Annotated in this window: 18 protein-coding genes; 13 read left to right on the forward strand and 5 right to left on the reverse strand. The window is 53.8% G+C overall.

Annotation, left to right across the window (positions count from 1 at the left end):
* Positions 1-154 precede the first annotated feature (154 nt).
* The 8 genes from H6G13_RS07300 (at position 155) to H6G13_RS07335 (ending at position 9081) form a co-directional block, all read left to right on the forward strand.
* A complete protein-coding gene (locus H6G13_RS07300) occupies positions 155-1714 on the forward strand; it encodes a metallophosphoesterase (protein ID WP_190482481.1) in 1560 nt (519 codons plus the stop codon).
* Positions 1715-2048: 334 nt separating this feature from the next.
* Entirely contained in the window at positions 2049-3134 is a 1086-nt protein-coding gene (locus H6G13_RS07305; protein ID WP_190482482.1) for a Fe(3+) ABC transporter substrate-binding protein, read from the forward strand.
* Between the two features lie 269 nt (positions 3135-3403).
* Positions 3404-4531: an ABC transporter ATP-binding protein gene (locus tag H6G13_RS07310; protein ID WP_190482483.1), complete on the forward strand. Its 1128-nt coding sequence runs from the start codon at positions 3404-3406 to the stop codon at positions 4529-4531.
* Between the two features lie 101 nt (positions 4532-4632).
* Positions 4633-4929, forward strand: coding sequence for a putative quinol monooxygenase (locus H6G13_RS07315; protein WP_190482484.1), 297 nt, complete (start codon positions 4633-4635; stop codon positions 4927-4929).
* A 207-nt stretch (positions 4930-5136) separates the two neighbouring features.
* Positions 5137-5610 carry a hypothetical protein gene (locus tag H6G13_RS07320; RefSeq protein WP_190482485.1) on the forward strand — a complete coding sequence of 158 codons (474 nt, stop codon included), beginning with the start codon at positions 5137-5139 and terminating at the stop codon, positions 5608-5610.
* An 84-nt stretch (positions 5611-5694) separates the two neighbouring features.
* Positions 5695-5997, forward strand: coding sequence for an isochorismate lyase (locus H6G13_RS07325; protein ID WP_190482486.1), 303 nt, complete (start codon positions 5695-5697; stop codon positions 5995-5997).
* A 136-nt stretch (positions 5998-6133) separates the two neighbouring features.
* Positions 6134-6526, forward strand: a complete 393-nt coding sequence (locus H6G13_RS07330) for a cupin domain-containing protein (RefSeq protein WP_190482487.1) — start codon at positions 6134-6136, stop codon at positions 6524-6526.
* Positions 6527-6723: 197 nt separating this feature from the next.
* On the forward strand, positions 6724-9081 hold the full coding sequence (locus H6G13_RS07335) for a Tex family protein (RefSeq protein ID WP_190482488.1): 2358 nt from the start codon (positions 6724-6726) through the stop codon (positions 9079-9081).
* A gap of 197 nt (positions 9082-9278) precedes the next feature.
* On the opposite strand, the gene H6G13_RS07340 is transcribed toward H6G13_RS07335, so the two are convergent.
* On the reverse strand, positions 9279-9515 hold the full coding sequence (locus H6G13_RS07340; RefSeq protein WP_190482489.1) for a hypothetical protein: 237 nt from the start codon (positions 9513-9515) through the stop codon (positions 9279-9281).
* A 1052-nt stretch (positions 9516-10567) separates the two neighbouring features.
* Here H6G13_RS07340 and H6G13_RS07345 point away from each other — a divergent pair.
* On the forward strand, positions 10568-11140 hold the full coding sequence (locus H6G13_RS07345; protein WP_190482490.1) for a DUF4347 domain-containing protein: 573 nt from the start codon (positions 10568-10570) through the stop codon (positions 11138-11140).
* A gap of 57 nt (positions 11141-11197) precedes the next feature.
* Positions 11198-13048 carry an ABC transporter ATP-binding protein gene (locus H6G13_RS07350; RefSeq protein ID WP_190482491.1) on the forward strand — a complete coding sequence of 617 codons (1851 nt, stop codon included), beginning with the start codon at positions 11198-11200 and terminating at the stop codon, positions 13046-13048.
* Between the two features lie 148 nt (positions 13049-13196).
* Here H6G13_RS07350 and H6G13_RS07355 read toward each other — a convergent pair whose 3' ends face one another.
* The 3 genes from H6G13_RS07355 to H6G13_RS07365 all read right to left on the reverse strand — a co-directional run bounded on the left by H6G13_RS07355 (position 13197) and on the right by H6G13_RS07365 (position 16947).
* Complete coding sequence (locus tag H6G13_RS07355) at positions 13197-13829, reverse strand: pentapeptide repeat-containing protein (protein ID WP_190482492.1); 633 nt, start codon at positions 13827-13829, stop codon at positions 13197-13199.
* Between the two features lie 10 nt (positions 13830-13839).
* A complete protein-coding gene (locus tag H6G13_RS07360) occupies positions 13840-15228 on the reverse strand; it encodes a DICT sensory domain-containing protein (RefSeq protein WP_190482493.1) in 1389 nt (462 codons plus the stop codon).
* 126 nt (positions 15229-15354) lie between these two features.
* Positions 15355-16947, reverse strand: a complete 1593-nt coding sequence (locus H6G13_RS07365) for a photosystem II high light acclimation radical SAM protein (RefSeq protein WP_190482494.1) — start codon at positions 16945-16947, stop codon at positions 15355-15357.
* 451 nt (positions 16948-17398) lie between these two features.
* Here H6G13_RS07365 and H6G13_RS07370 point away from each other — a divergent pair, with 451 nt between their 5' ends.
* Together H6G13_RS07370 and H6G13_RS07375 are read left to right on the forward strand one after the other, a co-directional pair.
* Positions 17399-17770 carry a DUF1830 domain-containing protein gene (locus H6G13_RS07370; protein ID WP_190482495.1) on the forward strand — a complete coding sequence of 124 codons (372 nt, stop codon included), beginning with the start codon at positions 17399-17401 and terminating at the stop codon, positions 17768-17770.
* 96 nt (positions 17771-17866) lie between these two features.
* Complete coding sequence (locus H6G13_RS07375; RefSeq protein ID WP_190482496.1) at positions 17867-18304, forward strand: DUF4079 domain-containing protein; 438 nt, start codon at positions 17867-17869, stop codon at positions 18302-18304.
* A gap of 13 nt (positions 18305-18317) precedes the next feature.
* Here the strand turns inward: H6G13_RS07375 and H6G13_RS07380 are convergent, their stop codons facing one another.
* Positions 18318-19406: a tetratricopeptide repeat protein gene (locus H6G13_RS07380; RefSeq protein WP_190482497.1), complete on the reverse strand. Its 1089-nt coding sequence runs from the start codon at positions 19404-19406 to the stop codon at positions 18318-18320.
* A 398-nt stretch (positions 19407-19804) separates the two neighbouring features.
* Between H6G13_RS07380 and H6G13_RS07385 the strand changes: the two genes are divergently transcribed.
* Positions 19805-21430 (forward strand): radical SAM protein, encoded by a 1626-nt coding sequence (locus H6G13_RS07385; RefSeq protein WP_190482498.1) that lies wholly within the window; start codon positions 19805-19807, stop codon positions 21428-21430.
* The last annotated feature ends 9 nt before the right edge of the window (positions 21431-21439 follow it).

Here is a 21439-nt window from a genome sequence, read left to right on the forward strand (position 1 = left end):
CGCAGGTTTACTGCAAAGGCAATCCGCAAAAGCAAAAATTAGGGCAAAGCTACTCAATTTACGGCCAATTTTACTGTTTTCTCTAACCCAGGTCGGTATTGTGCAGCGGCTGACCTAGCTATAGTTTGGGTGGCATCTGGCTAAAGAAGCGCCTATGAAATTCACGACCGAACCCAACGTTGAGACCAAAATCAACCGGATGAAAACGCGGGTGCGGTGGTCCCATCCCCAAGTCTTGCAGCGGAGAATTGATCAAACCACACTAAAGATTGCCGATGGTCATAGCGAGGAAGCAGATTTTTCTTTTCTGGTCATGGGCGACAGCGGCACCGGCAACCACCGGGGAGACAACCCCCAACGGCGGGTTGCAGAGGCGATGCTCGACCATCAGGAAGACTGCCGGTTTGCCCTCCACACAGGGGATGTGGTTTACCTTGTAGGCTCTAAGGAGCAGTACCCAGACAATTTCATTCGACCCTATCGGGAATGGCTGCTGGGTGGAGACGACCCAAAGGCGGTTTGCTACGACCAGATGGTGTTTAAAAAACCGATTCTGCCGGTGCTGGGTAACCATGATTACTATGATTTGCCCTGGTGGGTCAGCGTAGCTTCTGGCGTCACTTCACCCCTGCGAAAGCTACTGGTTGCGCGCCTTGATCTTGATGTGGGCTGGCATGGCTCTTTTCAAGGTGATGCTTTTGCCAGAGCCTTTATGGATTACCTGCAGGGAGTGCCCGAAGGCCAGCTAGGCGAACACTTAGACCGCTATTACCAGGCAGAAACCGAACAGGGGCGCTGTCTCTGCTATACGCCGGGCGAGTTTACCCGATTGCCCAACCGCTACTACAGCTTTCGCTACGGCGGCATTGATTTCTTTGCGCTAGACTCCAACACCTTCAATGAACCCCTGCCGATTCCTGATACGGCCGAAGGACGGCAGTACCGCGAATCTCTTAGAGAGCGCAGAGACAGTTTGGAAGAGGAACGCAGCCAGCTTCTGATGCAGGCGACTGGCATGGGGGGCGAGACAAACGACGATCCCGACGCCCTGCCGGAAATCTACACCGAGCTAGAGCAGTTGGAGGAGCAAATTTCAGATATCGATAAGCAGCTCTCCAGTTCTCGCAAGGTTAGGATGGATTTTGATCAGCTCAAGTGGCTGCAGCAGCGGCTGGTTCAGTCGTGGCAAAACCCTGAAGTGCGCGGTCGAGTGCTGCTGTTTCACCACCCGCCCTATGTTACCGAGTCGACCAAGTGGTATCAGGGGCAAACCTTGGCCGTGCGATATAACCTGCGGCAAGTCCTGCAGAAGGTGGCGGCTCAGGTGGGGGACTTGGCCCGGGACCGACCGTTGGTAGACTTAGCGCTCATGGGCCATGCCCACTGCCTGGAATATCTTAAAACTGAAGATACTGGCCATGCAGATAGCCATATTAACTGGCTGATCTGTGGCGGCAGCGGCTTTAGTCTGCGGCGGCAGCGGCCTGAGGGCCCTGAACTGGAGGAGGGTTCGGGCCAAACAGTGGCGCGATCGCATCTCTACCTGGGTCGCAGTGGACATGGCTCTTCCCGCAGGCGACCCTACTCATTTCTTCGGGTTGACGTTGGAGCAGGCCATCCTCCCCAGATCACCCTCAGGCCCTACGTAGTAGAGAAGCACCAGGGAAGCTGGAGCGCTTATCCCAAAGAACCGATCGAGGTGAGTTGTAAATAAGAATCTAGGGCGGCTCTTGGTCTTCTGACGTGCAAGTCCATGATTCACCCCTGCCCACGCTGAGCCAGCGCAAGGCTTTAAAGTGGCTGGCAACCACGCTTGTAAACTAGCGACACGCTGCAGACTTAATTCCTTCAGGGTGAGGCTTTCTGCTGCTGGCTCATGCCGTTTGCTTCTGGCTATCGCCAATTCATAGCAACAAAGGCTTGACAGTGCATCGGGAAATCGTATTACACTCGGAAGAGCTAATTGAAAACTATTTTCATTAAACGAAACTAGTTGAAAACAGGTGTGTTCGTCTGTTTTTGCTTGAACAGGAGTCGGATTTAGAGATATGTGGAATCGACGCAACTTTTTAGCCTTGGCTGCCAGCACCGCTGTTGTCATTACTGCTGCCTGTGGCTCCTCCCAACAGGGAGATGTGGGGTCTGGAGCTTCTGAGGAAGCCAATACGGCAGGGGGTAATCAGGGCGAGGTCAATGTTTACTCTTCGCGCCACTACGACAGCGACGATGCTATTTACCAGCGCTTCACTGAGGAGACGGGCATCGAAGTGAACCTGATCGAGGGCGATGCTGATGAGTTGACCGAACGGATTAAAAATGAAGGGGCAAACAGCCCTGCCGATGTATTAGTCACGGTAGATGCCGGTCGGCTATGGCGGGCAGAGCAGGACGGTCTGTTTCAACCGGTTGAATCGACAGCGCTCACCCAAGCTATTCCCGAAAACCTGCGCCACCCTGAGGGCCTTTGGTTTGGGTTGACTCAACGGGCGCGGGTGCTAGTTTACAACAAAGAAGCGGTTGAGCCCTCCGAACTGTCTACTTACGAAGCCCTAGCAGAGCCTCAGTGGCAGGATCGGGTCTGCGTGCGTAGCTCAGGCAACATTTACAACCAGTCCCTTTTGGGCTCCATGATCGAGTCGGATGGAGCCGCCGAGACAGAAGATTGGGTAGAAGGGCTGGTTGCAAACCTGGCGCGGGAGCCAGAAGGCGGCGATATCGACCAGATCAAGGCTGTGGCGGCAGGCCAGTGCGATGTTGCAATTGTCAACCACTACTACTGGGCGCGATTGGCCAAATCCAGCGACCCTGATGAGCAGGCGGTGACCGAGGCAACCGGCGTGTTTTTCCCCAACCAGGAAGACCGGGGCACCCACGTCAATATCAGCGGGGCTGGTGTTGTGGCGAATGCGCCGAATCGGGAAAATGCGATCGCATTTCTAGAATTTCTAGTCACGCCAGAGGCTCAAGAGATTTTTGCCAACAGTAACAATGAGTATCCTGTGCTGCAGGGGGTCGAGATTGATCCGGTGGTCTCTGAGCTAGGGAACTTTAAGGTAGACGAAACTAACGTCTCTGCCTACGGCCGCAACAACTCAGAGGTGGTCAAAATCGTTGACCGCACTGGTTGGAAGTAGGCGATTTCAGCAGTAGAGACGCCTTAGCCCTAGGGGCTGGCGTCTCTACCTGGGAAAGATTTGCACGTACGCATAGGCAAGTCTTTCCTACGTTAGCCAAGGAGTGTTTCAGGTAATAGCTGCTCTTCAGATAGCATTGTTGAGTAAAATTTTCAATAAAAGCCAGTTTCCGGGGTTAGGCTTTATAGAGAAGCCCTAGAGGTCTTTTTTTCCCAATTTGCCCCAATCCGGGTTTTAGCTAGAGTCCCTCAATTCGTTTAAGAAAACCTATGTCAGCTCCCGTTGTTCTCCGCATCGAAAACCTCACTCGGCAGTTTGCACCCAATGCTTCGCCTGCGGTAGATGGGGTTAGCCTGTCCCTCCGTCAGGGAGAGCTGCTGGGCTTGCTAGGGCCTTCTGGATGCGGTAAGACAACGCTGTTGCGGCTCATCGCCGGATTTGAGCAGCCCAATGCAGGCACCATTGAACTGGCGGGTCGCCCGGTCTGTGGCTCTTGCTGGGTCACCCCAGAGCAGCGGGATGTGGGCATTGTTTTTCAGGACTACGCGCTATTTCCCCATTTGACTGTTGAGAAAAACATTGCCTTTGGGCTGCAGCACCTGGCCCGCAAAAAGGCCCTACCAGCAAAGGCCGTCGAGTCGAGAACGGCAGAAGCGATCGCACTGGTTGGCCTACAAGGCCTAGAGAAGCGCTACCCCCACGAACTGTCGGGAGGGCAACAGCAGCGAGTAGCCCTAGCTCGTGCCCTGGCTCCTCGCCCTTCTTTGATCCTGCTAGATGAGCCCTTTAGCAACCTAGATGTGCAGGTGCGCCTCTATCTGCGCCAAGAGGTGCGAGACATCCTAAAGCAGGTGGGCGCTTCTGGCGTATTTGTTACCCACGATCAGGAAGAGGCACTCGCTATTGCCGATCAGGTTGCTGTCATGCGCCAAGGCCAGGTTGAGCAGATGGGCACCCCTGAAGAAGTCTATAGCCAGCCAGTCTCACGCTTTATTGCTGAATTTGTTACCCAGGCCAATTTTATTCCGGCCCGCCGCTCTGGAGCTGGATGGGAAACCGAAGTGGGCTGTTTCGACGTGGCCATAGAGCCCTGCGAGGCCCTTAAGGAAAGCCCCGAACTCACCGCCGGAGACCTGATGATCCGCCAGGAAGACCTGCATCTAGAGGCCGATGAGTCAGCCCCGCTACTGGTGCGCGATCGCCAGTTTTTAGGCCGCGAGTACAAATATTGCCTGCTCACGCCTTCCGGTCGCACCCTTCATGCCCGCACCACCATCGGCCAGCGAATCGACATTGGCGATCATGTCCGAGCCTCGATCAAGCAGCCTCACCTGCGTTTCTTTCCAGCCCCGGTAAGAGCCGTTAATTCACCTGCGCGCTCCCTCTCGGTTGCCTGACAGAAGCAACACAACGCTGCCGTTGCAGGAAAAGCAAAGTTAATGGCAAGACCCTGGGTTTGGGTTAGGCTGTCCCTTGTGGTGCAGTAAATAAAAGCTCTATGCCTAGCTCTATACGAACCATTACGCGAGTCATTGCTAAGCCTGACTGCGGGGCTGTCGTCAAATCCTTGCTGCAGTCTTTGGTGTTCCCCAGCCGCGAAGAACCTGGCTGTTTGGGCTACGAGCTTTGGCAGGGGCTGCACGGCAGCGAATTTGTCACGATTGGCGATTGGCAAGACGAAGTGGCGCTAGTGGCTCACCTCAGATCGGCCCATGTCTATGAGTTCTCAACTGAAGTTGTGGAATACTTGGCTTATCCGCCTGATGTGCAATGGTATGGGCAAGTAGAAGCTTAGACCCCGTTATTTCTAAATTGAATAGTGAAAGCAGCGAGCGGATCAAATGCGAGTCATGTTGAATTGCTCAACACGACGCTATGCATTCCGAAATTCGCAAGAAACGCCTATCTGCAATCTCATCACTAAAGTATTCTTCAGTGAGTTTTACAGTTTAGGCTTCACTGCATTCCCCTAAATCTGATCATCGAATCAGAATATACCAGTATGCATCAGGAAAACCTTGCTAAATGGCTGCTTGCCGCTGCTGCAATTTCAACCCTGACGATTCCGATTGGGGTTGATGCCGTTTTATTTGCAAACGGTCATATGAACAATCCTGCCTGGTTGCCTCACGCTAAGCTCCACTGTGCTATGTCATTCTTTGCAGCGACATCGCTGGGAAGTGCGGCCTTAGCGATTGTAAAGGTGCGCCCGACAAGCGATCGCTTTTCAATGGGACTAGCTGCATTTCTCGGCTCTGCGTTTTGGATTGGGCTAATTGCCGCTGGATTTTGGCCTGGAACGTCCTATGGCTTTCTCAATGACCCGGCGCTGGGCAATGTTCGCGAGCCTGAATTTGCTGGAGTCTCGATTTACCCAAACGTTGTGGCGGCTGTCATCACGATTGCGATCGCAATCACAGGCTATTGGTTAACCGGCCAAGCAAAGCCAATTAGCGATCGCAGCAAGATATTGTGATTAGAGGGGCGATAGTTTTTGTTATAAGTTGCACGCTTTGATGGACACGCTTTGCTTTGCCTATCAGTTATGTTTTAAAAGCCTATGAAGACACCTGAGCAATGTGAAAATATGGCAGATCTCCGAGCTGAAATAGATCGGCTAGATCGTCAAGTTATTTCGCTCCTCAGTCAGCGTTTTGAATATGTTAGAGCTGCTTCAAAATTCAAAACGAGCGAAGTCACTGTTAAAGCGCCTGAGCGCTTTCAAGCGATGTTAAAGCAACGCCGTAGTTGGGCAGAGGAGGAAGGATTAAATGCTGATGTAATAGAGAAAATGTACCAAGATTTAGTAAATTATTTTATTGAGGAAGAGATGAAGCACTGGCAACAATCCAAAAACAAGTAGAAGCGCTGCAAAACTTTAGCAGAGAGAATGAGCTGCTGTAAGGTTATCAGTGAGACACTTCTTTAGCATGGTTATGAGAGAATGCTGTCTTGAAAAGCCGCAAAAAGCAGCCTTCCAAGAGTAGTAGGCAATACAGATGAGTATGACCAGGGTTTTCAGCAGTTCCAAATTTTTTCAGCCGGCAGATGGAGAACCTATTCGTTCAGTCATTACAGAGTCTAAAGATGCTGTCGTTGTAGCTTGGCACATCAAGCCAGGACAAGAAATCTCCGCACATATTCATCCCAACGGACAAGATACTTGGACTATTTTGGCTGGAAAAGGCGAATACTTTTTAGATGAAGCGGGCACTACAAAGTCAATTGTTGCAGGGGATATAGTCGTCGCCTATCCTGACTGTGTGCATGGGGTATTCAATAATGGCGACGAACCATTAGTTTTTATTTCAGTCGTATCACCAGCCGATGCAGGGTATCAACTCGTCTCATTGGGAAATTCTTTAGTTGGTGTGAGTGGTGAAGTGGTTTAAGAGGGACTGGGCAAGGTCGCTCAGCATTAGCCTCGGGTTTTGGCTGTAAACAGCAGCCCAGCGTAATCCTTGAGGCAAATGGTTGAATATCACTGCTGAGGATTTTGAGGTTTTCTCCTGTGGTTGGCCTGAACTGCTAGGGAGTAAAAATCCGTATTAAGATCAGAAGCTCTCAGTGAAATCGTTTCGTAACGTTCATGCTCAACATTGTTCAGGCCATTGCTGACGAACTCAGTCTCAAAACCACTCAGGTTCAAGCCACGCTAGACCTGTTTGATGAGGGAGCGACGGTGCCCTTTGTTGCCCGCTACCGCAAAGAGCGCACCGGGGAGCTAGATGAGACTCAGCTGCGGCAGATTGCCGATCGCTTTGCCTACCTGACAGAACTAGAAGCCAGAAAGCAGACGGTACTGAATGAAATTGCATCCCAAGGCAAGCTCACGGACGAACTCAGGGCCAAAATCGAAACTTGCGAGCTTAAGACCGAGCTAGAAGATCTCTACTTGCCCTACCGCCCCAAGCGCCGCACCCGCGCCACAATGGCTAAGGAAAAGGGCTTAGAGGCGTTAGCAGACTGGATCGAGCAGCTCAACCGTGATGGGACGAGGGTAGAGTCCCTATCATCTGAAGCGGCCAAGTATGTCTCTGAGGACAAGGGTGTTGCCAGCACTGACGAGGCGCTACAGGGGGCTGCTGACATTTTGGCTGAGCGTGTGGCCGAATCTGCAGATCTAAGGGCCTACGTGCGCGAAACCTTCTTGAAGCGGGGAATATTCACCTCCAAGATTAAGCCCGACCACCCCGAAGGCTCAACCAAGTTTGAGATGTATCGCCAGTACCAGTCTGCGGTTAAAGACATTGCACCCCACAACCTACTGGCGCTGCTGCGGGGCGAAAAAGAGGGCATTCTCAAGCTGGAGCTGACCTTTGACGAGGAGCAGATTTTGGCAGAGCTAGAGAGCGAGGTGATTCGCACTAAGGCTTCTGCTGTCCGTAGCTTTTATCGGGCCATGATCGAAGATGCCTTTGATCGCCTGATGAAAGGCTCCCTCACCAGTGAAGTGATTGCCGAGAAGAAAGCCTGGGCTGACGAAGAATCAATCCAAACTTTCGAGGCCAACCTGAAGAATCTGCTGCTGTCGGCCCCGGCGGGCATGAAGCCTACCCTCGGCGTAGACCCCGGCTTTCGCACGGGCTGCAAGGTGGCAGCACTAGATCATACGGGCAAGTTCTTAGAATATCAGGCCGTGTTTCCCCACCAGTCTGATCGGCAGCGACAGCAAGCAGCAGCCACGCTGAAGGCGATGATCCAGAAGCACCGAATTGAGCTGATTGCCATTGGCAACGGCACCGCTAGCCGCGAAACCGATGCTTTTGTCGCCGAAGTGATCAAAGATCTGGAGCAGCCCCCGATCAAAGTGATGGTGAACGAGTCGGGAGCCTCGATCTACTCGGCCAGCGAGGTTGCCCTAGAGGAATTCCCTGAACTGGATGTGACCGTGCGCGGAGCCATCAGCATTGCTCGCCGCCTGCAAGATCCGCTGGCAGAACTGGTCAAAATCGATCCTAAATCTATCGGTGTGGGCCAGTATCAGCACGACGTAGACCAAAAGCGGCTAAAGCAAAAGCTAGATGAAACGGTAGAAAGCTGCGTTAACTACGTGGGCGTAGACCTGAATATGGCCTCTAAGCAGCTCTTGACCTATGTGTCAGGAATTTCGCCTGCGATCGCAAACAACATCGTCGCCTACCGCAACGAAAATGGCGCGTTTCGCACCCGCAAAGAACTGATGAAGGTGAAAAAGCTTGGCCCCAAAGCCTTCGAGCAAGCAGCAGGATTCCTCCGTATCCGCGAGAGCGAGAATCCGCTGGACAACACCGCTGTTCACCCTGAGAGCTATGGGATTGTGGGTGCGATCGCAACCGACCTACAGCTGCCCCTAGTGCAGATCACCCAAGCCACCGACCGGCTCAAAACCCTCGACCTAAAGCGTTACATCACTGATACCGTAGGCGAACCCACCCTGCGCGACATCTTCCAGGAACTGGAGAAGCCCGGACGCGACCCCCGTGACCAGTTCACCTACGCCCAGTTTCAAGAGGGGGTGAACGAGATCAGCGACCTGAAGCCAGGAATGCAGCTAGAGGGTGTGGTCACCAACGTCGCTAACTTCGGAGCCTTCGTCGATATCGGAGTGCATCAGGACGGGCTAATCCACGTCTCTCAGCTAGCCGATCGCTTTGTCAGCGACCCCAAAGAGATTGTCCACGTCGGCCAGGTGGTAAAGGTACGAGTTATGGAGGTCGATGTCAAACTCAAGCGCATCAGTCTCTCCATGCGGGCCAATTCCGATGGTGGCAAGCAACCTCAAAGCGCTAAGCCCGCCGCTACAAAGGGCAAACCCCAACCCAACAGCGGTAAAACTCAACCCAACAGCGGTAAAACTCAACCGAGCAGCAATAAGCCCCAACCAAGCCCCAGCGAGCCGTCGGCCAATTCTAAACAAGCTACTCTGAAAGACCTTCAGGCCAAGTTCGGAAAGCCCAAACGCTAGCAAACCCTCACGCGATATCAAGATCTCGCCGGAGATTTGTAGGATGGGTAAAGCAAAGCGTGCCCGTCATTCTGCTTAAATGTTTAGGATTGTGATGGGCACGGGCTTTGCCCTTTGCCCATCCTACTTTGCCTTACTCTTTTTGCAGAATAGCCCCTTTCAGAATTGGCTGAAGGGGCCTAACTCACTGGGATAGATTAGCTTTCTAATTCTGCATTAGGAGCACTTCTCTTAATCAATACACTGATGTACTCTCCGGTTGCTCCTATGAGTTGTGGTTGAGTCCAAAAAGTCTTGTCAGCGTAATTCAAAGTGGCCAGTAGTTTTTGCGTTGCAACGATTGCTCCATAGTCCCCGATGAGAATGTGCTTCAGCGTTTCCTGGCTAGAGAGAACCGGGATGGAGCGCAGTAATTCAGTTTTTCTAGTGATCATGTTTCTACCTTTTAAAGGAAAACAGGGAGGTCACTAGTAGCCCCTTAAAGGTAGTCGAACAGGGGCACTAGGCTAAAATGAGCCTAGCGCTGCCTTTCTACCATCTCTAGATTGGGAGCGTTAGGGGGATTGAGAGACTGATCCTCTCTCTTTCTCCCGTCTAGGCTCTCCCTGCACTTAAAACGGTATCAGAACCGCTCAGGGAGTTCAACCGTATTTAAGGAAGTCCTGAAAAATAGGGTGAGTTATCCCTGCGGGCTATGAATAGCGCTGTAATGAGCGAGTGTTCATTTGCAGTGTGCTTTTTCCAGGCTTCCTAGTCGTTCGTCTGCGTTCTTAGCTCCAGAGGCATTTTGTAGAGTGCCTGTTGCTGCTAATAGAGCTTTTCCTATAAAATTTTGGCAAAAAGTAAAAACCTTCCGGGTGTCTCCTAATCCTCAGGTATATTAGAAGTTTTCTAGAGATTGAGTTTGTAGCTACTTCAAAAACAAGTAAGAACTTTGTGAATTTGTCGGGCATCGGTTATCAACACTTTTCCCTGAACTATAAACTGTGATTAAGCAAATCTTGGGAAACTGCATCAACCCCTGAGCATGGGTAGAGCTATTCATTAGAGGAACTAGTTATTCCCCCTGCCCAGTCCCGTATAGAAGTATTTCATATTAAGTGTGTTCAGTCAGGTTTCGTCACTCAAAACCTGTAGCTGCATTGGGCTTTGGTGAGCTTAAAAATTAAATGGTATTGCTGAGTAATGCCTTACTAGAATCAGCCTGCGTAGGATTCTAGGCATCCTCAGACTAATGCTTAGCTCTACCTAGCTGACAGGTTGAGCACATCTTTTTATTCTTTAGAAATTCGTTTTAGCTGTTTTAATACTAGTTCTAACTGTTGGAGCTGAATGCTGTGTCGAGCGCGAATTTCTGTGCTCTTACTAGCCAATTTAGTAGCTTGACAGTCAGGAGATTAGTATAAGCCGTGTGCTTCATTTTGCTGGGAAGTTCCTGTTATCTGCAACATCTTCAGACAACCTCTCTACTCCCCCTCGAAACACTATGTGTCCAACAATTAATCTCTTTCCTGGTTCCAGCGTGGTCACGCAAGAGGCAGTTTCCCATCAGGTTATGGATTTTGCCCGCCGCACCCTAGTTGTCTTTGACTCTCGCGTTCCCGACCTCACTACTCTGTTAAACGCGCTTGTTAAAAACACAACATCCTATATTCTGACCCCAGAAGAATACCCCCTGTTAACTATCACCTACCTACTCAGCAAAACTAGAACCAGGCGATTGGCCTTGGTCGCCCCTGGCGCTCCTGGCCTTATTCACCTCGGTGCAGAGTGCCTTGACCGGGCGCGCGTTAAAGCTCGAGCTGGTCTACTGCAAGAGTGGGGCGTTGAAGAGATCGACCTCTATAGCTGTAGGGTGGGCCAGGATGGTCGCTTTATTGAAGAACTGGCGCAGCAGACAGGAGCACGGGTTGCGGCTGCGACAGGTCTAGTCGGTTCTGCTGCTCAAGGTGGAAGCTGGAAGCTAGCCAATCAAAGTTCCTCTGCAGTTTTTGACCTCAAACGTCTGCAGGCCTACAAGTCAGTTCTCAGTGGCGAGGAGCTTAGTAAGGCTAGTTGAACCTAAAAGATGCATCCGTAGGAAACAGGCCCCTCTTCCAAGCGCTATCTTGGAAATATGACAAGATGGCGCTTTCGCAATCCCCTGCGATGGGGGTCCCGACGGTTGCGGGACTTAGGACAATCTCTCTCGATTTATCAATACGGTGGTCGCGCCATTCAGCTGGTGTGGACGACAGACTGGCGGCTGACGCTGTTTCTAGGTGGGCTGACGCTGGTAGCAGGTTTGTTGCCAGGTGCGATCGCATATGTCGGCAAACTGATTGTCGATAGTGTTGTGCTGGCCTCTCAGTCAGGTTTAGCTGAAGATCGCATAACCGCTCTCACCTACCTGGGTGTTGAAGCAGGGTTGGTAGCAGTCTTAGCTGCAGCTAACCAGGGGCTAAACCTGTGCCAGTCGCTGCTGCGGGTGCTGCTAGGGCAAAAGGTCAACGTGCTGATTCTAGAAAAGGCCCAGACGCTTACCCTAGAGCACTTCGAAGACTCCGAGTTTTACGACAAGATGACGCGGGCTCGGCGGGAAGCCTCAAACCGGCCCTTGAGCATGGTGACGCGCACCTTTGGCTTTGTTCAGAGCGTGCTTTCTCTGATTGCTTACGGCGGCCTGCTGCTGCAGTTTTCTGGGTGGGCAGTGCTGATTTTGGTGCTGGCGGCAGTGCCCGCCTTTGTGGCAGAAACTAAATTTGCCGGAGAAGCCTTCCGCCTGTTTAAGTGGCGATCTCCCGAAACCCGTCAGCAAACGTATTTAGAAACCCTGCTAGCCCGCGAAGATTTTGCTAAGGAAGTAAAGCTGTTTCAGCTAGGGCCTTTGCTGCTGCAGCGCTACCGAGACATTTTTCAGGGGCTCTATGCCGAAGATCGCAACCTGACGATTCGCCGCAGTGGGTGGAGCTACGGGCTGGGGCTGGTGAGTACGGCAGCCTTTTACGTGGCCTATTGCTGGATTGTGCTAGATGCGATCGCAGGTCGCATCTCCCTAGGCGACCTAACCATGTACCTAACCGTCTTTCGCCAAGGACAGAGCACCTTTACCAGTGCCCTCAGCTCAATTGGCGGCATGTACGAAGACGGGCTGTATCTCTCTAACCTGTACGAGTTTCTAGAGCAGCCCGTGAGCGAAGAGAATGGCTACGCCCGCTCTGGCCTGTTTCCTGAGGATGGGCTGCGGTTTGAAAACGTTTCCTTTTCCTACCCAGGTAATCCCGAACCGGCCCTGCACCAGGTCTCTTTTCACCTAAAGCCAGGGGAAAAGCTAGCGATCGTTGGCGAAAACGGCTCTGGTAAGACCACTCTAATCAAGCTGCTGACTCGTCTCTATATACCCACAGGCGGGCGGATTCTGCTGGATGGCCGAGACTTGAAGGATTGGGACATTGAGGTTCTGCAGCAGCGGATTGGCGTGATCTTTCAAGACTTTGTTCGCTACCAGTTCACGGTGGGCGAAAATATCGGCACCGGAGACGTCAGCCACTTTGAAGCCGAAGACCTCTGGCAAACCGCGGCTCACAAAGGCACCGCCACCCCGTTCATCGAATCTCTGCCTCAAGGGTTTCATACCCAGCTAGGCCGCTGGTTTAAGGGTGGTCAAGAGCTGTCGGGCGGTCAGTGGCAAAAAATTGCGCTCTCTCGCGCTTTCATGCGCACCCAGGCGGATGTGCTGGTGCTAGACGAACCCACCTCGGCAATGGATGCCGAAGCCGAAAGCCAGATCTTTGATCACTTTCAAACGGTTACGGAAAAGCAAATGGCGATTCTTATCTCCCACCGCTTTTCCACCGTTCGCCGAGCTGACAAGATTATTGTGCTAGCCAGGGGTGCTCTGATTGAGCAGGGCACCCACGAAGAATTGCTCAGTCAAGATGGCCGCTACGCCCGTCTGTTTTCTATGCAGGCTGCTGGATATCGCTAACCTCAGAGCATTAATCGCAGGGTGTGTCACCTTAAACGCACCGTACCGATTCCCTGAAGGGAGCTGCTCTTTGCCGAATCTGGTGCATCACAGCTGCAATGACATATCCTACCGATGCTGGACGTAGATCTCTGCGCCCTGAGCAGTCTTAGGGCGCTAATGCTGTCCCCACCAGACAAGCCCCCGTTAGGCTGGCCCCCTCTAAATGGGTACCCTCCAGCTCTGAGCAGAGCAGATTGGCTCCGGTCAGGGTCGCGCCAGACAGATTCGCCTCTCGCAGGTCGGCTTCCTCTAGATTGGCATTGTCTAGCCGCGCCCCCTGTAGATCGGCTCGTGACAAGTCAGCCCCCTGTAGGTTTGCCCCGCTCAAGTTGGTGCCGCGCAGGTCAACTCCCCGCAGGTCAACTCCCTGCAGATTCACGTTCATCAGGTTGGCCCCGCTGAGAAAGGCCCCAGCCAGACTCACCCCGCTGAGGCGAGCCCCCATCAGGTTAGCGCCGCGCAGGTTGGCCCCGCGCAGGTCGGCCCCAGAGAGGTCGCACTGCATCAGGTTAGCTCCCCAGAGGTTGGCCCGCAGGTCGGCTCCAGCCAAATTTGCCCCCATCAGGTTGGCTCCCTCTAGGTGAGCGCGGGACAGATTGGTGCGGGACAGGCCAGCTCCAATCAAGTTGGCTCCGGCTAGCTGCATGCCAGACAGGTTAGCACCCGTTAAGTCTTCGTCTTCCAGGTCAGCACCGGCTGCATGGCGCAGCTGCCCCGACCGAATTGCCTCAATATCCATAGCTCAGCGATTAAGAGGACAGCGTTTCTGAAGGTAGAACCACAGGTTCTTCGTCATCAATATTGAGCAGGCCCGCGCCCAGGCTCAGCTTGGTTGGAATGCTGGGCAGGCTAATCCCCTGCTGCAGCCCTTTCACCATCAGACTGAGAATGTCTACCAGCTTTGGATCCCATCGCTGGGACTGCTCAGCCTGACACGTGCTTAGGGCAGATCCCAGCAGTTCACTGAGGTCGGCGTCTTGGGGGGCTTGCGATCGCAGCTCCGCCAGCCGTTGCTGGAAGGTGCTCACCAGCCCCAACATACGTGACTCCAGCGGAATCTCATCACCGGCCAGTCCGGCAGGCAGGCCCTGGCCGTCCCAGCTCTCATCTTGGTGGGTAATAATGGCAGCGACTGCCCGCAATCGGGGCATGATTCGCAGGGCCTGAGTACCGGGAACTAGAGGACAGCTGGGGGCATCGTCTGGCGACCCCATGCTCTCAGCAGTGGAGGGGGCAATGCGGTAAAGCAGCCCCGCCAGCCGCAGCCGCCGCAGCTGCCAGGCAGGCAGATCGAGCAGCTGACCCATCATTTCCAGCAAAGAAGAGACTTCGCTAGCAGCTAGGGGATTGATCGGATCGCTCAGATCAACTAGCTGCGCCATTCGCAGAAACGCCTGCAGCTCGTTGGAAGTGAGATTATGGTTGAGGTCTTCAACCAGGTCAAAGGCATTGCTAGAGAGCGTGTCTTGACGGCAGTCTTGCAAATAGCTCACCACTCGGGTGACAGCCTGACCTAGCCCCTCACCAACTGTTGCAATATCTAGATCGGGGTTTTCCTGGCAGATCTGCTCGAAGTGCTGGCTGAGGCCCTGCTGCAGGTCAGCGTCGTACTTACCGACATGTGCGATCGCAAGCTCCACCGCCTCCTGCACCAGGGTTGGCTCAAAGGTCCAAAACCCGTAGAACTTGCGCTCTAGATCATGCTCGGGAGGGCCAGAGGGGCCATATTCCTCGGGTCGCAGCTCCTGACACAGCACCATTGCCGTGTAGCGAGACGACAGGATCATCAGGTGCCACTCTTCGGCGACCGGATCTTCTGGAGTCAGCTCGATGATAGCAACATTGTCTCTCTGGCTGGTGGGGTGGTTGAGAAAACCAGAATCGGAACCGGCCAGAATGGCAATCTGACGGGCATGATCTGCGATCGCACCATAGCGATCGGCCTCCTGCAGGTACCACTTGCCCCGCTGAAAAGCCGTCACCACCAAGGGCGCACAGTCAGCGGCCAGAATAAAGTCTTCTAGTGCGTGGCACAGCGCCACCAGCGTATTTTTGTAATACACCCCAAAGTTGAGAGGTGTTTGGCCCTCAGTTGAATGGCCAGATACCAACTGCTTTAAAATCGAACCCTCAAGCATAGCTCACCCATTGCTTTAACCCAGCCCTGAAACAGACAAGAGCGGTCGCTAACATCCCTAGCGTTAGCAAACTCCCTTCATCAATGCCGCTTCTTTGGCTCGCGTCGCCCATAGACCTATCCGGGATCATACCGCAGCCAAGGGTCTGCGATCAGCCTCGATGGGCGCACTCAATGCTTCTTCCAAGGGCGCGCGGCCTAGGCGTGCCTCTAGAATGTCCATCACTTCTCGGCCAAAGTCATTGGGGTTGCGTCGCCAAGCCTCTAAACAAACCTCGCCAAAGAACGAACCCAGCGGTTCCGGGTTCCACAGCAGCTTTTTAGAGACCCACGGCAAGTGGATAGCGAGCGGGTCGTAGCCTCGCTTGAGGATCTTCTTGTCAAAAGCGTACTCTTCCAAATGGGTGTGGGGCTGCAGGCCAATAAAGAAAATGGCTGGCTCAACCTGATCACGACCAAAAATCTCTTCCATTGCCCGGTGATAGGCCAGCGTCTGCCGAATTGTTTCAGGCCGCTCATCGATCACATTAAAGGAATAGTTGATCGACACCAAATCGTTGAAGCCCGCAGCCTTGAGATCGCGGCAGTTCTCCAGCACCGTACGCAGGTTGTAGCCCATCCGCATTTTGCGGACCAGTTCTTGCGAACCGCTGGTAATGCCAATCTCAAAGTAGTTCATGCCGGTCTGCACCATCAGCTCACAGAGCTCTGGCGTCAGGTTGTCGGCTCGAATATAGGCCGCCCAGTGAATGTCGGTCATGCCAGAGGCCACAATCTTTTGCAGCAGCTCAACCGCGTCGTTGATATAGCGACGGGCCGGAATAAACTGAGCATCAGTAAACCAGAAGTTGCGAATGCCCCGGTCGTAGAGCTGGCGCATTTCCTTGACCACTTCATCTGACGGGTTGATCCGCACCTGCTTGCCCTCAACCACGGTATAGACGCAGTAACAGCAGTTGTGAGGACAGCCGCGCTTGGTCTGCACCCCTACATAGAAGTCGTTTTCCTGTAGGTAATACTCAAATTCGGGCCACATGCTGGCAATGTAGTCGTAGTCGCAGGCGCTTTTTTCAACAGGAGCCGGGGCTTCGTGGATCATGCGATCGCGCGGCTGGGTTTCGCCCACTACGTAGCAGCGCTGATCAGCAAAGCTCTCGCCCTTGAGCAGTCGCTCCAGCAAGACTTCTCCTTCCCCAACTGAAATGATGGTGCCCTGCGGCAGCTTTTGCCCCAATTGCTCATAAAAAACGCTGACCGCACCGCCACCGACTACCAGCTTCACGTTGGGATTGAAGCGGCGGGCCTGCTTGAGACCCCGCTGGATCAGGCCGAGATTCTGCTGCAGTTCGTGCAGGTAGGTCGCCGCCATCCGCAGCCCACCTACGGCTCCCCGCAGCTTGGTCAAAGGGTTACGCGCATAGAAAAGCTCAAAGGCGTTTTGCAGTGGGTTACCGCCCCTGCCGCCTACCGGCGCATAGATCTGAATGTCCCGCCAGGAGAACACCAGCAGGGTAGGACGAAAGTCATTGATGCAGGCATCCAAAGCCCGATTAAAGTCCAGAGGAGGCACTGTCCCCAAATCAAAGATGCGCTGCTGCACCGAAGGAAAAAGCTTGTGAATATGGTCTGCCAAATAGACAACCCCAATCGGAAAGATGGGATTGCACGGAAGCCGTACGTAGAGGATCCGATCTTCTGAAATGGGTGAGGAGAGGGTCATCGGGTTGCTCTGTTTCACATATCTTTACGATAACACCCGAAATTGCTGCCAAACGGGAGGAGGCCCTGATTGAGTTGATCCCGCAGGGTATCTTCTCGCCAGCGGAAAGATATTCTCTACACTGAACCCACGCTCAACCACTAGCGCTACAGGCTAAAGCTCTTGTGGGTGAAGAATCAAGCGCCAAGTCAGAGGGCGTAGTGGATTGTGATACTATTTCCACAATTAATAAATTCTTTATTTTCTCGCTGTAAACTAAACTGTTCCTTCCTCCCAAAGACTGCAAGAGCCCACAACCGCATCCGTCTAACTACTGATTTATAAACATTGCGAAACCTGGCGATACGTTAAGGCTTCTGACGGGTTGGTAGTCGGCTTTACAGCACTTCGGGATCGCTGGATGTTACTGTGCTTTGAGTAGTGACATCCGCAGTTAAGCCGTATCATTCCTATGGCTCAAATTCTTGATCCCTTACCTTCCGATAGCTCAAAAAATATTTTGTGCTGCTATATCAATGCCACGAGCAAGATTCAAATTGCTCGGATTACAAATATTCCAGATTGGTACTTCGAACGGGTTGTTTTTCCGGGCCAGCGACTCATTTTTGAGACGACACCTCTGGCTATGCTTGAGATTCATACTGGCATGATCGCTAGCTCTATTTTGTCAGATACGATTCTTTGTGAGCGGCTCATGATCGACAACGATCCGCTGGGGGAGTCTCCTCTTGATCAAGAGCTGGCTGAAGCAATGTCGCTACATCACCGAACAGCCGAAGACTCCGCGGTTGCGCCGGTTGCAGTAGTAGCCACTGCCGACTGAGCTTTCAGGCTATTCCTTTCGCTAGATCGACTGTAATAGTCTTGGGGTGATACAAGAGGAATAGCCTTTCTAGCTGCTGTCGTTGGCTTTCTAGCGTTGGATTTACCGTCTTTTCTATGGTTATGGCGGATTGCCGCCTGGTCGATGGGTTTAACCCTGTCGGCCTATTTCGTCTTGGCAGGTCTGGGCGGATGGCTCAGGTATGCCCGCACTCATAAAACTGCTCGACCTGGATGGGTGCGGTGGGCGCATATCGCTACTGGGATCGCAATGGTCGTTCTGGTAGTGCTGCTGCTTAGCGTAGGAGTGATTGGCACGCTGGGGGAGTATGGCACCCTGGGCCACTCAGTCCATCTGCCGGCAGGGCTGACGGTCGTGGCGCTGGTCATAGCGTCTGCCTGGAGCGCCGCCCGCATTCATCCCACTCGTCCCTGGGCTCGCTCTCTACACCTCTGGCTCAATGGAGTTCTCTTTCTGGCGCTGTCGGCGGTTTCCTTGAGTGGCTGGTCAGTAGTGCAGAAGTATTTGCCCTAGGGGCGGTGAGCGCTTAAAGAGCAGGCTCTGAGAAGATCCGCTGGTACGGCTCTAGGCGCTTGAAGGCTCCGGCCATCAGGCAGACCTGGCGGAAGGTTTCAAAGACTTGGCGCTGAAGGCTAATGTCTTTCATTTGAATCAGCACCTGCAGGCGCTGCTCGAGGTGATCAAGGGCACGAATAGAGTCGCTCATAGCCCGGTAGCTGCTGGCGAGTGCGTCTAGGGTTTGCTCCTCGGTGCGGGCGTCGCCCAGGCGACGCACAATGGCCAGTCGCTGCTGCAGATAGCCAATGGTGCGGGGGTGGTCTCCGAGAGTTTGGCAGGCGCTGATTAGGTTGCGGAGCACCCACAGACGCAGGCGCAGGTCGCTAGCGGCGTTGGCCCGGCTGCAGGCTAGCTGCAGCAGCTGGTCGTAGTCATCAATAGCGCGGTAAAGATTGCCCATCGCCTGATGCGCATTGCCCAAATTTCGCAGCACCTGTTCTTGGGTGGCCATATCCTTCAAGCGTTGGGCCAGAGCCAAGCTGGCTTCGTAGAGACTGGCTGCCTGGGCATGATCACCCTGCATCCGGTGGATGATCGCCAGGTTGTTGAGCGATCGCATCTCTGCTGGGGCATCACCTACCTCGCGGGCCATCATCAGGCTTTGGGTCATGTGGTCAAGAGCTTTTTTGAGGTCGCCCAGGTGGCGGTAGCTGTTGCCCAGATAGCTCAGGGCCTGTTGGGCCAGGTGGCGATCGCCGATGCGGTAGGCGATATTGAGGCTCTGGCGCGCATAGTCTACTGACCAAAGGTAATCTGCCAGTTGGTAGTAGAGGCTGGCTAGAGTGAGCAGCACTTTGCCCTCGCCGCTGTGGTGGGACAAGCTATGGTACGCCTGAAAAGACTGCTGCAAAATGGCTAAGGCTGGGGTGTATTGCCCCTGGCGGTACTGGGCAATACCCTGCTTGAGCCACTGATGCGCTTCTGCCAGCAGACACTTGTGCTGCTCGGGGGTGAGCTTGCGGCTGGCCGCTACGGTTTCGACAGCCGGGACAAGAGTTGCTTGCTCTAGGGGAAGAGAGCTAGGAGCAGCGTATAAAGGGGGGAAGGAAGTATCCATAGTCGTGCGATCGCACAGCATAATTCGAACGTTGGCAGAACACTCAGCCCACGGCGCAAGACTCTGGAGAAGCAATGGGTTTGAGGGTAGGGGAAGGCAGGGGGTAGAAGGCAAGAGCAGAGGGAACTGCCAGCTTGACCGAGTAGTACTGCTAGACCTGATTTAGCTTCATGCTAGGTTAGTGGGCAGGGCCTTAAAACCGTACTTTCCACGAGATCTGGCGGCGCTTCACAAAAGGTCTGCGTAATTTCCAGCTCAGATTTAGCAAACTGACCGTGGAAAACCCTGCCAGCGGGGCTAAATAACCGAGCTTTTCCCCTATCCCTTAAAACAACTTTGTAAGATCAAGATTGCACCTCCGTGAATTACGGATCTACCTGAGCGCCCTCCCCCCTGCTGTGACTGATTCCCCCTTTGCTGCCGAACGGCTCCTCTTCGACCCGGCAACTCCACAAGCCGGAGCCGTACCGCTGATCTTTGCTTTTCCTAACGAGTACAGTGTCGGCATTACCAGCCTGGGCTATCAGGTCGTTTGGGCCACCTTTGCCCAGCGTGCCGATGTTGCGGTCAGCCGCCTGTTTACCGACCACCATGAAACCCTGCCAGCTCAGCCTGAGCTGGTGGGCTTTTCGGTTTCGTGGGAGTTAGATTACATCAACATCTTGGGTCTGCTAGAGTCTCTTCAGATTCCGATCCGGGCGGCAGATCGAGGAGCCGAGCACCCAATTGTTTTTGGCGGCGGGCCAGTGTTGACTGCCAACCCCGAACCCTTTGCCGACTTCTTTGATGTGATTTTGCTAGGCGATGGGGAGGTGCTGTTAGACAGCTTCATCGACAGCTATCAGGCCGTTCGCTCCGCCGATCGTGATCTCCGGCTGCGGCATCTAGCCCAAACTCCAGGGCTTTACGTGCCGTCGCTGTATCAGGTCACCTATGCCGGAGCGGAGGCGGGCGTTGCTGCCATTACCTCCATTCATCCCGACGTGCCAGCGGTGGTGCAGAAGCAGACTTATCGGGGTAACGTACTCTCAGCCTCCTCGGTGGTGACTGAACTGGCCGCCTGGGAAAACATTTACATGGTCGAGGTGGTGCGGAGCTGTCCAGAAATGTGCCGCTTCTGCCTAGCCAGCTACCTAACGCTGCCTTTTCGCACCGCCAGTTTAGAAGCGTCACTGCTGCCCGCGATTGAGCGCGGTCTCAAGGTGACAAATCGGCTGGGGCTACTGGGCGCATCAGTAACCCAGCACCCTGAGTTTGAAACGCTGCTCGACTACCTCAATCAGCCTCAGTACGACGATGTGCGGCTAAGCATTGCATCAGTCCGCACCAACACAGTGAATCAAAAGCTGGCCGAAACCTTGACCCGCCACGGCACTCATTCCGTCACCATTGCCGTTGAAAGTGGCTCTGAGCGGGTACGGCAGATAATCAACAAGAAGCTAGAGACTGACGAGATTGTGGCTGCTGCCGCCAACGCCAAAGCAGGCGGGCTAAGCAGCCTAAAGCTCTACGGCATGGCAGGCATTCCTGGCGAAGAAATGGCTGACTTAGAGCAGACAGCAACCCTAATGCTGCGCCTCAAAAAAGCCGTGCCTGGCCTCAAGCTCACCCTGGGCTGCAGCACCTTTGTGCCCAAAGCCCATACCCCCTTTCAGTGGATGGGCGTGAACCGGCAGGCCGAAAAGCGGCTACAGTTTTTGCAGAAGCAGCTCCGGCCCAAGGGCATCGACTTTCGCCCCGAAAGCTACAACTGGTCGGTAATCCAGACGCTAATTTCTAGGGGCGATCGCAGACTGGCCCCACTGCTGGAGCGGGTGCGACACTACGGCGATACCTTGGGCAGCTACCGTCGTGCCTTTAAAGACTTTAAGGGCCAGCTGCCGCCGCTGGAGTTCTACGTTCACGAAGATTGGTCCCTCGATCAGCCTCTGCCCTGGGATCACTTGGCTGGCCCCTTGCCTAAGGAAACGCTGAAGAAGCACCTGGCTCAAGCAATGGCCCAGGGCGAGGCCGTAGCCGTTTAAGGGGTTAAA

This window comes from Pseudanabaena sp. FACHB-2040 (assembly GCF_014696715.1).
Lineage (GTDB): Bacteria > Cyanobacteriota > Cyanobacteriia > Phormidesmidales > Phormidesmidaceae > JACVSF01.

Excerpts from the sequence above, each read along its gene's own strand:
- H6G13_RS07380 (WP_190482497.1), bottom strand. The coding sequence starts at position 19,406 with ATGGATACTTCCTTCCCCCCTTTATACGCTGCTCCTAGCTCTCTTCCC.
- H6G13_RS07330 (WP_190482487.1), top strand. The coding sequence starts at position 6,134 with ATGAGTATGACCAGGGTTTTCAGCAGTTCCAAATTTTTTCAGCCGGCA.
- H6G13_RS07300 (WP_190482481.1), top strand. The coding sequence starts at position 155 with ATGAAATTCACGACCGAACCCAACGTTGAGACCAAAATCAACCGGATG.
- H6G13_RS07305 (WP_190482482.1), top strand. The coding sequence starts at position 2,049 with ATGTGGAATCGACGCAACTTTTTAGCCTTGGCTGCCAGCACCGCTGTT.
- H6G13_RS07360 (WP_190482493.1), bottom strand. The coding sequence starts at position 15,228 with ATGCTTGAGGGTTCGATTTTAAAGCAGTTGGTATCTGGCCATTCAACT.
- H6G13_RS07355 (WP_190482492.1), bottom strand. The coding sequence starts at position 13,829 with ATGGATATTGAGGCAATTCGGTCGGGGCAGCTGCGCCATGCAGCCGGT.
- H6G13_RS07310 (WP_190482483.1), top strand. The coding sequence starts at position 3,404 with ATGTCAGCTCCCGTTGTTCTCCGCATCGAAAACCTCACTCGGCAGTTT.
- H6G13_RS07325 (WP_190482486.1), top strand. The coding sequence starts at position 5,695 with ATGAAGACACCTGAGCAATGTGAAAATATGGCAGATCTCCGAGCTGAA.
- H6G13_RS07340 (WP_190482489.1), bottom strand. The coding sequence starts at position 9,515 with ATGATCACTAGAAAAACTGAATTACTGCGCTCCATCCCGGTTCTCTCT.
- H6G13_RS07350 (WP_190482491.1), top strand. The coding sequence starts at position 11,198 with ATGACAAGATGGCGCTTTCGCAATCCCCTGCGATGGGGGTCCCGACGG.
- H6G13_RS07335 (WP_190482488.1), top strand. The coding sequence starts at position 6,724 with ATGCTCAACATTGTTCAGGCCATTGCTGACGAACTCAGTCTCAAAACC.
- H6G13_RS07370 (WP_190482495.1), top strand. The coding sequence starts at position 17,399 with ATGGCTCAAATTCTTGATCCCTTACCTTCCGATAGCTCAAAAAATATT.
- H6G13_RS07320 (WP_190482485.1), top strand. The coding sequence starts at position 5,137 with ATGCATCAGGAAAACCTTGCTAAATGGCTGCTTGCCGCTGCTGCAATT.
- H6G13_RS07345 (WP_190482490.1), top strand. The coding sequence starts at position 10,568 with ATGTGTCCAACAATTAATCTCTTTCCTGGTTCCAGCGTGGTCACGCAA.
- H6G13_RS07315 (WP_190482484.1), top strand. The coding sequence starts at position 4,633 with ATGCCTAGCTCTATACGAACCATTACGCGAGTCATTGCTAAGCCTGAC.
- H6G13_RS07365 (WP_190482494.1), bottom strand. The coding sequence starts at position 16,947 with ATGACCCTCTCCTCACCCATTTCAGAAGATCGGATCCTCTACGTACGG.